Source organism: Allotabrizicola aquatica (SeqCode) (assembly GCF_965194375.1).
Taxonomy (GTDB): Bacteria; Pseudomonadota; Alphaproteobacteria; order Rhodobacterales; family Rhodobacteraceae; genus Tabrizicola_A; species Tabrizicola_A aquatica.
The window spans coordinates 109,206-122,289 of sequence record NZ_OZ239428.1 but is presented as its reverse complement, the minus strand read 5'-3'; the positions used below and the strand labels follow the sequence as shown (position 1 = coordinate 122,289).

Below are 13,084 nucleotides of genomic sequence, written 5' to 3'. Positions count from 1 at the left end.
TTAAACCACCCGCCCCCAGAGATCATACTCCCCGGCTTCTTCCACCGTCACCGTCACCAGATCGCCGGGGGCCATACCCTCGAACCCTTCATCAATGAAGAGGTTGCCGTCGATCTCCGGCGCGTCCGCTTTGGTGCGGCAGGTGGCGCCTTCGTCGTCGATCTCATCGACGATCACCTGAATGACCTTGCCAACCTTGGCCGCCAGTTTCGCCTCGGAAATGGCTTGGGCCTTTTCCATGAAGCGATCCCAACGCTCTTGCTTCACCTCGGGCGCGACATGGTCGGGCAGGGCGTTTGACCGGGCCCCGGCGACGTTTTCGTATTGGAAGCAGCCGACACGATCGAGTTGCGCCTCGTCCATCCAATCCAGAAGCGTCTGGAATTCCTCTTCCGTCTCACCCGGATAGCCGACGATGAAGGTAGAGCGCAGCACGATTTCAGGGCAATCGCGGCGCCATGCGGCGATTTCATCCAGCGTCTTGGCCGCCGCCGCAGGCCGCGCCATGCGGCGCAGGGTCTCGGGGTGGGCGTGTTGGAAGGGTATGTCGAGATAGGGCAGGACCAGCCCCTCGGCCATCAAAGGCACCAACTGGCGCACATGGGGGTAGGGGTAGACGTAGTGCAGCCGCACCCAAGCACCCAAGCTGCCCAACTCGCGCGCGAGATCGGTGATATGGGCGCGCACCTCGCCGCCTTTCCAAGGCGACAGGTCATGCTTGCGGTCCACGCCATAGGCCGAGGTGTCTTGCGAAATCACCAAAAGCTCCCGCACGCCCGCATCCACCAGCTTTTCCGCCTCACGCAAGATCGCATGGGCAGGGCGGCTGGCCAGTTTGCCGCGCATGTCGGGGATGATGCAGAATTTGCAGGCGTGGTTGCAGCCTTCGGAAATCTTCAGATAGCTGTAATGCCGAGGGGTCAGTTTGACGCCCGTCGCTGGCATCAAGTCGATGAACGGATCGGGCGCGGGCGGCACGGCCTTGTGCACGGCGTCCAAGACCGCCTCGTATTGATGGGGGCCAGTGACGGCGAGAACCTTGGGATGCGCGCCGGTGATGTATTCGGGTTCCGCCCCGAGGCAGCCCGTTACCAGCACTTTGCCGTTTTCACGCAAAGCCTCGCCAATCGCCTCAAGGCTTTCGGCCTTGGCGCTGTCGAGAAACCCGCAAGTGTTGACGATCACCGCATCAGCACCCTTGTAATCGGGGCTGATCGCATAGCCTTCGGCGCGCAGGCGCGTCAGGATGCGTTCACTGTCCACCAGCGCCTTGGGGCAGCCCAAGGACACCATGCCAATGGTCGGCTGGCCCGCGCGGCGGTCGGTGTCAAACACCGGTTTCGGGGCAAGATCAGGGCGGAGGTTCGGGGGGTTCTGGCTCATGCGCGGTGCTATAGCGCAAACTGGGGCGGCGGCAAAGGGGCGCGTCTGCGCCCGCCCCGTGGCACCCCGGCTTGCGCCCATCGGCGGCTCCGGTGCATTCTGCCACCCAATTCAGGAGGATGCGGCACCATGATTCCCGTCACAGGTTATTCCGGCCAAAAGGTCGCCGTTCTGGGCCTTGGCCGTTCGGGGCTGGCCACGGCGGCAGCGCTGGTGGCGGGCGGGGCGGAGCCTGTGGTCTGGGACGACAGCCCCGAGGCGCGCGAGAAGGCCGAGGCGGCAGGCTATGCCTGCGTGGACTTGACGCGCCAAGGCGTGTTGGAGGGGGTGGTGGCGCTGATCACCTCTCCCGGCATCGCGCATCTTTACCCCAAACCCAACAAGGTGATTGCGCGGGCGATAGAGCTGGGCATCCCGGTCGACAATGACATTGGTCTCTTTTTCCAGTCCTTTGGCAGCCAGGACTGGGCCGATTTCGAAACGCCGCCCAAGGTGATTTGTGTCACTGGGTCGAATGGCAAATCGACGACGACGGCGCTGATCCATCACATCTTGCAGGTGGCCGGGCGGCCTACGCAGATGGCGGGCAATATCGGCACGGGGGTGTTGTCGATTGACCCGCCGCAAGATGGTGAGGTGGTGGTGCTGGAGTTGTCCTCCTACCAGACCGAGCTGGCCCGCGCCCTGACCCCCGATGTTGCGGTGTTCACCAACCTCTCGCCCGATCATCTGGATCGGCACGACGGCATGGGCGGCTATTTTGCCGCCAAGCGGCGGCTCTTTGTCGAAGGTGGGCCGGATCGGGCGGTGATCGGGGTGGATGAGCTGGAGGGCCGCTTCATGGCGGGCCAATTGGCCATGGGGCCGCAGGATGACCGGGTGATCCGCATCTCCTCGGGCCAAAAGCTTGACGGGTTCGGTTGGTCGGTCTTTGCGCGCAAGGGGTTTCTGGCCGAGTGGCGGCGCGGCAAGCAGATGGCCTCGATCGACCTGCGCGAGGTGGCGGGCCTGCCCGGCGCGCACAATCACCAAAACGCCTGTGCTGCCTATGCGGCCTGCCGCGCTGTGGGGATTGCCCCCAAGATGATTGAGGGCGCGTTCCAGTCTTTCGCGGGCTTGCCGCACCGCAGCCAGCTGGTGGGCGAAAAGGGCGGGGTCAAGTTCGTGAACGACAGTAAGGCCACGAATGTGGACAGTGCTGCCAAGGCCTTGCAGACGTTCAACAATATCCGCTGGATCGTGGGCGGCATGGGCAAAGATGGCGGTCTGGCGGGGTTGGAGCCCTATCTGGGCGCGGTCCGCAAGGCCTATCTCATCGGCCATTCGGCGCGCGATTTTGCGGTCCAAATCGGGGATACCCCGCAAGAGATTTGCGAGACGATGGAACGCGCCGTGGCCCGTGCCGCGGCCGAGGCCGAGCCGGGCGATGTGGTGCTGTTGGCCCCGGCGGCGGCCAGCTTTGACCAATACGCCAATTTCGAAAAGCGCGGCGACGACTTCGTGGCGCGTGTGAAGGCGCTGCTTTAGGGGCGAAGTCTTGGCTGTGGCCGCGTCGTTTCAAGTAGCTCAAGCCCCCCGCGCCAAGCCATCGAACGGGCGCTTAACCCCTTCGATTCGCGGCAAGACGCCGATGCCTGCGTGGGTGACGAATCACCCTGCCTTTGTGCTGGCCAAATGCCCACGCATTGGATAGAATCACCCCTACTGATCCGGGACCAACCCGGGCGGTCTTCGAGCAGGCGTTGAACAGGCGGATATTCCATGACTGAGATGGTCTACGGCTCTATGCCCGGCAGGGTGGCAGAGCCTGTCATTCCCCGCTGGTGGCGGACGATCGACAAATGGTCGCTGACCGCAATCCTGATCTTGTTTGCCATCGGGCTTTTGCTGGGGCTTGCCGCCTCGGTTCCCTTGGCCGAGCGCAACGGGCTGGACCCGTTCCACTATGTGCAACGTCAGGCCTTCTTTGGCGGCGTGGCGATGGTGGTGATGGTGCTGTTTTCCATGATGTCGCCCGAGATGGTGCGCCGGATTGGGGTTCTGGGGTTCCTTGCGTCCTTCGTCGCGCTGGCTTTGCTGCCCGTTCTTGGGACCGACTTTGGCAAAGGTGCCGTGCGGTGGTTTTCCTTGGGCTTTGCATCGGTGCAGCCGTCGGAGTTTCTTAAGCCCGGCTTGATGATCTTGACCGCGTGGCTGATTGCGGCGGCGCATGATCTGAACGGACCGCCAGGGCGGATGATCTCGTTTGGGGTTGCGCTGACGGTGGTTGGCTTTCTGGCCATGCAGCCCGACTTTGGTCAGGCGATGCTGGTGCTGTTTGGCTGGGGCGTGATCTATTTCGTCGCCGGTGCGCCGATGGTGCTGATCGCGGTGATCTTGGCCTTCATCGGCGTGGGTGGTTTTGCCGCTTACAATATGTCCGAGCATTTCGCGCGCCGGATCAACGGCTTTCTGGCCTCGGACGTCGATCCGCGCAGTCAGCTTGGCTATGCCACCAATGCCATTCAAGAGGGCGGCTTCTTTGGTGTCGGCGTTGGCGAAGGGCAGGTTAAGTGGACGCTTCCTGATGCCCATACCGACTTTATCATTGCAGTGGCGGCCGAAGAATATGGCCTCGTGCTCGTCTTGGTGATCATCGCACTTTACATGACAATTACCGTGCGCTCGCTGTATCGGCTGACGCGTGAGCGGGACGTGTTCACCCGTCTGGCGGGCACGGGGTTGGCTTGCATCTTCGGGGTTCAGGCGATGATCAATATGGGTGTGGCGGTGCGGCTGTTGCCGGCCAAGGGGATGACGCTGCCCTTCGTGAGCTATGGCGGCTCTTCGGTGATTGCGGCGGGCATCACGGTGGGAATGCTTTTGGCCCTGACGCGCAACCGGCCACAGGGCCAGATGAGCGATCTCTTCCGGAGCCGCAGATGACCGGGCGCTTGCTGCTGATTGCAGCGGGCGGCACCGGGGGGCACATGTTTCCGGCCCAAGCGCTGGCCGAGGCCATGATTGCGCGTGGCTGGCGGGTGAAGCTGTCGACCGATGCGCGCGGCGCGCGCTATGCGGGCGGCTTTCCTGAGGCGGTTGAGGTGGTGGTGTCCGGCTCTGCCACCTTTGCGCGCGGTGGGGTGCTGGCCAAGGTGGCGGTGCCGTTTCGCATTCTGGGCGGAGTGCTGGGGGCGACAGCGCGGATGCTGATCGACCGGCCCGCCGTCGTGGTGGGCTTTGGCGGTTACCCAACGATACCAGCGCTTTCGGCGGCGTTCCTGACAGGCCGTCCACGGATGATCCACGAGCAGAACGGCGTTCTTGGACGGGTGAACAAGATATTCGCCCCCCGCGTGCACAAGGTCGCCTGTGGCACTTGGCCCACGGCGCTGCCTTTGGGCATTGAGGGCGAGCACACGGGCAACCCGGTGCGGGCGGCGGTGTTGGAGCGGGCAGGCGCGGGCTATATCGCGCCGGGTGATTATCCGATGTCGGTGGTGGTGATCGGCGGCTCACAAGGCGCGCGCATCCTGTCGGATGTGGTGCCTGAGGCAATGGTACGCCTACCCGACGGCCTGCGCCGCCACGTTCGCGTGGCCCAGCAGGCGCGCCCCGAGGATCTGGATCGCGTTGTCGCGGCCTATGAGGCCGCTGGAATCATTGCTGAGGTCGCGCCCTTCTTTGCCGATATTCCGCGTCGTCTGTCTGAGGCGCAGTTGGTCATCAGCCGCTCGGGCGCCTCATCGGTCGCCGATATCTCGGTGATCGGGCGGCCTGCGATCCTGATCCCCTTTGCTGCCGCGACCGATGATCACCAAACCGCCAATGCACGTGGGTTGGTCGAGGCAGGTGCTGCCGTCGAGATGGCGGAAAAGGCGCTTGACGCCGACACGCTGGCCGCGCAGATGGCGGCCATTCTGGGCCAGCCCAATAAGGCAGAGGCAATGGCCCGCAACGCTTTGGGGCAGGGACGCCCAGATGCCACCGAGCGGCTTGTTGCGCTGGTGGAAGGTCTTTCAGGGAAAGGTTGATCGATGAACGCCACCAAATTGCCGCTGGAACTGGGGCCCATCCACTTCGTCGGGATCGGCGGCATCGGGATGTCGGGCATCGCTGAAGTGCTGATGACGCTGGGTTACCGGGTGCAAGGGTCGGATGCCAAGGCGTCAAAAATCACCGATCGGCTGGTCAAGCTGGGCGCGACAGTTTTTGAGGGGCAAAGTGCCGCGAATATCGGGGCTGATGTTTCGGTGGTGGTGATTTCCTCGGCGATCAAGAAGGGCAATCCCGAATTGGAAGAGGCGCGGCGGCGCAACCTGCCCGTGGTGCGCCGGGCCGAGATGCTTGCGGAACTGATGCGCCTGCGGTCAAACATCGCGATTGCTGGGACACATGGCAAAACCACGACGACCACGATGGTGGCCGCCCTTTTGGACAAGGGCGGGTTTGACCCGACCGTGATCAACGGTGGGGTGATCCACGCCTATGGTTCCAACGCACGCGCGGGGGCGGGGGAGTGGATGGTGGTCGAGGCTGATGAAAGCGACGGGTCCTTCAACCGTCTGCCCGCGACCATTGCCATCGTCACGAACATCGACCCCGAACATATGGAGCATTGGGGCAGCTTTGATGCGCTTCGCAAAGGCTTTCTCGATTTTGTCTCGAACATTCCGTTTTACGGCTTGGCGGTGTGCTGCACCGACCATCCCGAGGTGCAGGCGCTGGTTGGCAAGCTGACCGACCGCCGGGTGGTGACCTTTGGCTTTAACGCTCAGGCAGATGTACGAGCGGTGAACCTAAGGTTCGAAAATGGCGTAGGACACTTCGATATCTTGCTTCAAAATGAGGAGCAAGGTTCGAAAATTGAAAATTGTGCGCTGCCGATGCCGGGGGATCATAACGTGTCCAACGCGTTGTCGGCGGTGGCCGTGGCCCGCCATCTGGGTATGAAGAAGGACGAGATCCGCGAGGCGCTGGCCGCATTCTCGGGCGTCAACCGCCGCTTTACCCGCGTGGGCGAGGTGAATGGCGTGACCATCATTGACGACTATGGCCACCACCCGGTGGAGATTGCCGCCGTCTTGAAGGCCGCGCGTCAGGCGACCAAGGGGCGCATCATTGCCGTGCATCAGCCGCACCGCTTTACCCGGCTGTCGAGCCTGTTTGACGATTTCTGCACCTGCTTTAACGAGGCTGATGTGGTGGCGATTGCCGATGTCTATTCGGCGGGCGAAGAACCGATCCCGGGCGCCAGCCGCGATGATCTGGTGGCGGGCCTGATCGCCCACGGTCACCGCCATGCGCGCGCTTTGCTGGACGAGGCGGATCTGGCGCGGCTGGTTAAGGAACAGGCACGCCCCGGTGACATGGTGGTTTGCCTTGGCGCAGGCACGATCAGCGCTTGGGCCAATGCGCTGCCCGCCAAGCTGATGGGGCAGGCGGCCTGAGGCGGCCCTGTTTCTGCCCGCTGGGGCCAGTGTGCTGCGCTGGCCGGTGGTTTCGCTGTGGCGCTGGGTGAAATCACGCTTGGCGGAGCGGCCAAACTTGCCCGAGGGGCGAAATCCCCGTATCTGATGCGGCCATGACCCAGACCCTTCCCCCCGTGCGCGGCACTTTGACCCCGAACCGCCCCTTGGCTGATCTGACTTGGCTGCGGGTTGGCGGACCGGCGGATTGGCTGTTTTCCCCCGCAGATGAGGCGGATCTGGCCAATTTTCTGGCCGCAGTTGATCCGGGCCTGCCGATCTTTCCAATGGGCGTGGGCAGCAATCTCATCGTGCGGGATGGCGGGATCCGGGCGGTGGTGATCCGGCTTGGGCGCGGGTTCAACGCCATTCAGATCGACGGCGACACGGTGACCGCAGGGGCGGCGGCGCTGGATGCGCATGTGGCGAAGAAGGCGGCTGAGGCGGGGCTGGACTTGACCTTCCTGCGCACCATACCGGGCAGCATTGGCGGGGCGGTCCGGATGAACGCGGGCTGTTATGGGTCTTATGTGGCCGATCATCTGGTCAGCGTGCGGGTTATCACCCGGCAGGGCGCGATCAAAGAGATTGCCGCGGCTGATTTGCAGCTGGCCTATCGTTCGTCGGTTATGCCGGAAGGCTGGGTGGTTGTGTCCGCCACCTTCCACGCCGCCAAAGGTGACCCGGCAGCGCTTGAGGCGCGCATGGTCGACCAGATCGCCAAGCGCGATGCAAGCCAGCCGACGAAAGACCGCAGCGCCGGGTCCACCTTCCGCAATCCGGCTGGGTTTTCCAGCACCGGGCAGGCCGATGACACGCATGAGTTGAAGGCCTGGAAGGTGATTGACGAGGCCGGATTGCGCGGTGCGACCCTTGGCGGGGCGCAGATGAGCCCGATGCATTCCAACTTTTTGATCAACATAGGGGGTGCCACCGCCGCAGATTTGGAAAATCTGGGGGAAGAGGTGCGAAAAAAGGTTTTCCAACAGCAAGGTATCACGTTAGAGTGGGAAATCATGCGGGTGGGCGAAGCACTGCCCGAATAACACGACCACGGGGGACAACCCCCGGGATGAGGCAGTAAATGATGGCGGGAACCTCCGAGCGGGTGGTCTCCAAAGTGGCGGTGTTGATGGGTGGGCTTTCCGCAGAGCGGGAGGTTTCGTTGTCATCTGGGCGTGAGTGCGCCAAAGCCCTACGGGAGGCCGGATATCAGGTGGTCGAGGTCGATTGCGGCCCCGATCTCGCCCTGCGTTTGTCCGAAGTGAAGCCCGACGTTGCCTTCAATGCCCTGCATGGCCGCTGGGGCGAGGATGGCTGTGTGCAAGGCATTCTTGAGTGGCTCGGCATTCCTTACACCCATTCGGGCGTGCTGGCCTCGGCCCTTGCGATGGACAAGCAAAAGGCCAAAGAGGTCTATGCCGCCGCGGGCCTTCCGATTGTGCAAAGCAAGCTCGCGGGCCGTGACGAGGTTGAGGCAGGCCACGTGCTGCCACCGCCGTATGTGGTGAAGCCCAACAACGAAGGCTCGTCCGTTGGGGTCTATATCGTGCATCCCGGCAGCAATGCGCCGCGCCTGTCGGACAGCATGCCGCCGGTGGTGATGGTCGAAACCTATGCGCCGGGGCGCGAGATGACGGTGGCTGTGATGGGTGACCGGCCGCTCTGCCTGACCGATATCATCACCGAAGGCTGGTATGACTATACCGCCAAGTATTCGGTCGGCGGCTCGCGCCATGTGGTCCCGGCGCAAGTGCCGCAAGAGATCACTGATGCTTGCATGGATTATGCGCTGCGCGCCCACACTGCGCTGGGCTGCCGGGGCGTCAGCCGCACCGATTTCCGCTGGGACGAGGCGCGTGGGCTGGCGGGGCTGATCCTGTTGGAAACCAACACGCAGCCCGGCATGACCCCGACGTCGCTGGCCCCGGAGCAGGCGGCCTATTGTGGAATTTCCTTCCCCGAGCTCTGCCGCTGGATGGTGGAGGACGCGTCATGCAACCGCTGAACCGCCGCCCGCCACCGTTGCAAGCGCCGCGCCGTGGGATTACCGGCGCGGTGATCGGGGCTGCCAAGGGTGCGGTTATGGGGGCCGCCCGCGGCGCTGCGATGGGGGCCTCGGGTGAGGCGCAGACGCAAGCGCCCAAAGGCGCCCGTCGGCACGATCCGTCGCCCAGCTATTGGGATTACAAGATGCAGCGGCTGTGGTTGACACCGCAGTTCCGTGTGTTGTTCCGCTTTGGCCTGCCGGTTATGGTTGTGGCGCTGATTTCGGCATTGGTGCTGGCCAGCGAAAGCCGCCGCACGGCGGTGGCAGGGGGCGTTGCCCATGTCGTGGGGCAGTTTCAGGACCGTCCCGAGTTTCGCGTCTCTTTGTTGTCGGTTGATGGGGCCTCGCCTGATCTGGCCGATGCGGTGCGGGCACAGTTGGGGGTGAGCTTTCCGGTCTCGTCCTTCAAACTTGATCTCGACGCTTTGCGCGAAAAGGCGGAAAGCCTTGATGCGGTGGCGCAGGCTGATTTGGCGGTGCGCTCGGGTGGTGTGCTCCATGTCGCCATTCAGGAACGCGAACCGGCGCTGGTGTGGCGCACCGAAGACGGGCTGACGCTTTTGGATGCCACTGGGCACCGCGTTGCGGGGCTGGCAGCCCGGGGCGACCGGCCTGATTTGCCGTTGATTGCGGGCGAAGGGGCTGATCTGGCCGCGACCGAGGCGCTGGCCTTGATGGATGCCGCCGGTCCGTTGACCAAGCGTTTGCGCGGTTTGGTGCGGGTGGGTGACCGGCGCTGGGACATGGTCTTGGACCGCGACCAGCGGCTCTTGCTGCCCTCAGATCGCCCGGTGCAGGCGCTGGAACGGCTTTTGGCACTGGACCAGGCCGAGGACCTTCTGGCGCGTGACCTAGTTGCGATTGACCTTCGAGATGAAAAACGCCCGGTCCTGCGACTGGGCGAAGATGCCCTTATGGCGGCCCGGCGTGCCCGTGGCCTGATCCCTGACGAAAAGAAGAAGACGGAGAGCGACCTATGACCGACCTCTACCAGTCCCAGCGCGCCATGCGCGCCTTGCGGCGTGCCGCGATGCATCGCGGTGTGGTGGCCATTTTGGATGTTGGCACATCCAAGATTGCCTGCCTTGTCCTGAGCTTCGACGGAACCGATCCCGATGGGGACTTCGACGGCGTCGGTCCGATGGCGGGGCAGGCAGGCTTTCGGGTGATCGGGGCGGCGACGACCCGGTCGCGCGGGGTGCGCTTTGGTGAAATTTCGATGATGAACGAAACCGAGCGCGCCATCCGCACCGCCGTGCAGGCGGCGCAGAAGATGGCCAATGTTCGGGTGGACCATGTGGTGGCTTGCTTCTCGGGGGCCGAGCCGCGCAGCTATGGGCTGGCGGGCGAGTGGGACTTGCAAGATTCCGTGGTGTCCGAACAGGACGTGGCCTCGGTGCTGGCTGCCTGCGACGTGCCGCCCTTGGGTGATGGCCGCGAGGTGCTGCATGCCCAGCCTGTTAACTTTGCGCTGGATCATCGCTCTGGCCTTGGTGACCCGCGTGGCCAGATCGGCAACCGGCTGACCTGTGACATGCATCTGCTGTCGGTTGATGCCGATGTGATCCAGAACCTGTTGTACTGCATCAAGCGCTGCGATCTGGAATTGGCCGGGATTGCGTCCTCGTCCTATGTTTCGGCGATCTCGTCGCTGGTTGAGGATGAGCAGGAACTGGGTGCGGCCTGCATCGATATGGGCGGTGGTGCGACCGGCCTGTCGATCTTCATGAAAAAGCACATGATCTTTGCCGATGCCGTGCGCATGGGCGGCGATCATGTGACCTCGGACATTTCCAAGGGCCTGCAGGTGCCGATGGCGGTGGCTGAGCGCATCAAGACCAAGCACGGCGGCGTGCATGCCACGGGCATGGATGACCGCGAGATGATCGAGATCGGCAGCGACAGCGGCGATTGGGAAAAAGACCGCCGTCAGGTCAGCCGCACCGAGCTGATTGGCATCATGCGTCCGCGTGTTGAGGAAATTCTGGAAGAGGTGCGCGCGCGGCTGGACGTGGCGGGCTTTGACACCCTGCCCAGCCAGCAGATCGTGCTGACGGGCGGGGCAAGCCAGATCCCCGGTCTGGACGGATTGGCCAGCCGCATCTTGGGCAGCCGCGTTCGCATGGGCCGCCCCTTGCGCGTGCAAGGTCTGCCGCAGGCTGCTACGGGCCCAGCATTTTCCAGCGCGGTCGGGCTGTGCCTTTTCGCCGCGCATCCGCAGGATGAGTGGTGGGATTTCGACATTCCCGCCGAGCGTTACCCTGCACGGTCCATCAAAAGGGCCTTCAGATGGTTCAAGGACAACTGGTGACCCCCCATATTCAGACAAACCGGCAATATCCCGCTAAGGCGGCCCTAATTCGGCCCATATTTTGTGGTCGCACGCGTTTTTCGCGTGACCTTATGACGGCTTGTGGATAGAATCGTGGATAAATCGGCAAATCGCAGCTCAGGGACGGGGGCGACAAGACCGATAACGGCAACTGGCGGGGCGCCCGCTCAAAAATGACAGGCGGATAGAACATGGCATTGAATCTGATCATGAATGACGCTCGCGAAGAGCTGAAGCCCCGGATTACGGTGTTTGGCGTCGGCGGGGCAGGGGGCAATGCGGTCAATAACATGATTGACCAGCAGCTTGAGGGCGTCGAATTCGTGGTGGCGAACACCGATGCGCAGGCGCTGCAGCAGTCCAAGGCCGCTGCCCGTATCCAGATGGGTGTCAAAGCGACCGAGGGTCTGGGCGCTGGGGCCCGTCCGACGGTTGGCGCCGCCGCCGCCGAAGAAACCATCGAGGAAATCGTCGATCATCTGGCTGGCGCACATATGTGCTTTATCACCGCCGGCATGGGTGGCGGGACCGGCACGGGTGCCGCCCCGATCATCGCGCAAGCCGCGCGTGAGCTGGGTGTGCTGACCGTTGGCGTCGTGACCAAGCCCTTCCAGTTCGAAGGCAACAAGCGGATGCGTCAGGCCGAAGAGGGCATTGCCGCGCTGCAAAAGGTTGTCGACACGCTGATCATCATTCCGAACCAGAACCTTTTCCGTCTGGCCAACGAGCGCACCACCTTTACCGAAGCCTTCGCAATGGCCGATGACGTGCTCTATCAGGGTGTCAAGGGTGTGACCGATCTGATGGTTCGCCCCGGCCTCATCAACCTTGACTTTGCCGACGTGCGCTCGGTGATGGACGAGATGGGCAAGGCCATGATGGGCACTGGCGAGGCCTCGGGCGAGGATCGCGCCGTGCAGGCGGCTGAGAAGGCGATTGCCAACCCGTTGTTGGACGAAATCAGCCTGAACGGCGCCAAGGGCGTGCTGATCAACATCACCGGCGGCTATGACCTGACGCTGTTTGAACTGGACGAGGCGGCGAACATCATCCGCGAAAAAGTCGATCCCGATGCGAATATCATCGTGGGCTCGACGCTCGACACCAGCATGGAAGGGTCGATCCGGGTCTCGGTTGTGGCCACGGGCATCGACGTTATGCAGGCCAAGTCGGAAACCCCGCTGACCCGTCGTCCGATGGGCGCGCCGCTTCCGGCCAGCTTTGCTGCCCCCGCTGCTGCCCCGGTCGCCGACACCCGGCGCGAGGCGCCGATGCCTTTGACCATGGCCCCAGTCGCGGCTGCCGCACCGGTGCCGCAACCCGAAGTGGCACCTGAGCCGTCGTTGTTCGACCGGTCGCACGAGCCTGAAACCTATGCGGCGGAACCGGAGGACATGATCGACAACGATCTGCCGCCCCCGGCCTATCGCCCTCAAGCCGCTGCGCCCCGGTCCTATGGCAGTGCCGCCCTTGATGCCGACGCTGCAAGCTTTGTCGCACCGAGCGCACGTGCACCCGGTGCGCCGTCGCCCGAGGCGATTGCCCGTCTGCAAGCGGCCTTGTCCAAGGGCCAGCAGCCTGCCCGTGGTCCCGTTGCCCAGGCACAGCCTGCGCGGAACGCAGCACCTGCCGCCAAACCCGCCGAAAGCCGTCCGCGCTTTGGGATCGGTGGCCTGATCAGCCGCATGGCAGGTGGTGGCCAGTCTGAGCCGCAAGAACGTGCCTCGGCAGGCCGCGCCCAGCCGCCCGTCACTGCCTATGACGACGAGCAAGAGCATTCCTCCGACAATGACCGCATCGAAATTCCGGCTTTCCTGCGGCGCCAAGCAAACTGAGTCGGTTTCAAACTGTGTTACAAAGCCCGGTGTGAGC

Annotated in this window: 10 protein-coding genes; 9 read left to right on the top strand and 1 reads right to left on the bottom strand. The window is 63.6% G+C overall.

The annotated features are described in order from the left end of the window. On the bottom strand, nucleotides 1-1,383 hold the full coding sequence (gene rimO / locus AC72UB_RS13780; protein WP_505190286.1) for a 30S ribosomal protein S12 methylthiotransferase RimO: 1,383 nt from the start codon (nucleotides 1,381-1,383) through the stop codon (nucleotides 1-3). A gap of 129 nt (nucleotides 1,384-1,512) precedes the next feature. On the opposite strand from rimO, the gene murD reads away from it, so the two are divergent. The 9 genes from murD (at nucleotide 1,513) to ftsZ (ending at nucleotide 13,047) form a co-directional block, all read left to right on the top strand. Further along, the gene (gene murD / locus AC72UB_RS13775) at nucleotides 1,513-2,910 is read left to right on the top strand and encodes a UDP-N-acetylmuramoyl-L-alanine--D-glutamate ligase (protein WP_505190285.1); all 1,398 of its coding nucleotides are present in this window, start codon (nucleotides 1,513-1,515) and stop codon (nucleotides 2,908-2,910) included. A 234-nt stretch (nucleotides 2,911-3,144) separates the two neighbouring features. Further along, nucleotides 3,145-4,308: a putative lipid II flippase FtsW gene (ftsW, locus tag AC72UB_RS13770; protein WP_505190284.1), complete on the top strand. Its 1,164-nt coding sequence runs from the start codon at nucleotides 3,145-3,147 to the stop codon at nucleotides 4,306-4,308. Then, nucleotides 4,305-5,396, top strand: a complete 1,092-nt coding sequence (locus AC72UB_RS13765) for a UDP-N-acetylglucosamine--N-acetylmuramyl-(pentapeptide) pyrophosphoryl-undecaprenol N-acetylglucosamine transferase (RefSeq protein WP_505190283.1) — start codon at nucleotides 4,305-4,307, stop codon at nucleotides 5,394-5,396. The genes ftsW and AC72UB_RS13765 overlap by 4 nt, the downstream gene beginning before the upstream one ends. A 3-nt stretch (nucleotides 5,397-5,399) precedes the next feature. After that, a complete protein-coding gene (gene murC / locus AC72UB_RS13760; protein ID WP_505190282.1) occupies nucleotides 5,400-6,812 on the top strand; it encodes a UDP-N-acetylmuramate--L-alanine ligase in 1,413 nt (470 codons plus the stop codon). 134 nt (nucleotides 6,813-6,946) lie between these two features. Continuing rightward, nucleotides 6,947-7,876, top strand: a complete 930-nt coding sequence (gene murB / locus AC72UB_RS13755) for a UDP-N-acetylmuramate dehydrogenase (RefSeq protein ID WP_505190281.1) — start codon at nucleotides 6,947-6,949, stop codon at nucleotides 7,874-7,876. A gap of 41 nt (nucleotides 7,877-7,917) precedes the next feature. Next, complete coding sequence (locus AC72UB_RS13750) at nucleotides 7,918-8,838, top strand: D-alanine--D-alanine ligase (protein ID WP_505190835.1); 921 nt, start codon at nucleotides 7,918-7,920, stop codon at nucleotides 8,836-8,838. After that, nucleotides 8,826-9,860, top strand: coding sequence for a cell division protein FtsQ/DivIB (locus AC72UB_RS13745; protein WP_505190280.1), 1,035 nt, complete (start codon nucleotides 8,826-8,828; stop codon nucleotides 9,858-9,860). The genes AC72UB_RS13750 and AC72UB_RS13745 overlap by 13 nt, the downstream gene beginning before the upstream one ends. Beyond that, nucleotides 9,857-11,191: a cell division protein FtsA gene (gene ftsA, locus AC72UB_RS13740; protein ID WP_463290153.1), complete on the top strand. Its 1,335-nt coding sequence runs from the start codon at nucleotides 9,857-9,859 to the stop codon at nucleotides 11,189-11,191. The genes AC72UB_RS13745 and ftsA overlap by 4 nt, the downstream gene beginning before the upstream one ends. A gap of 212 nt (nucleotides 11,192-11,403) precedes the next feature. Beyond that, nucleotides 11,404-13,047 carry a cell division protein FtsZ gene (gene ftsZ / locus AC72UB_RS13735; RefSeq protein WP_505190279.1) on the top strand — a complete coding sequence of 548 codons (1,644 nt, stop codon included), beginning with the start codon at nucleotides 11,404-11,406 and terminating at the stop codon, nucleotides 13,045-13,047. Nucleotides 13,048-13,084: the final 37 nt, after the last annotated feature.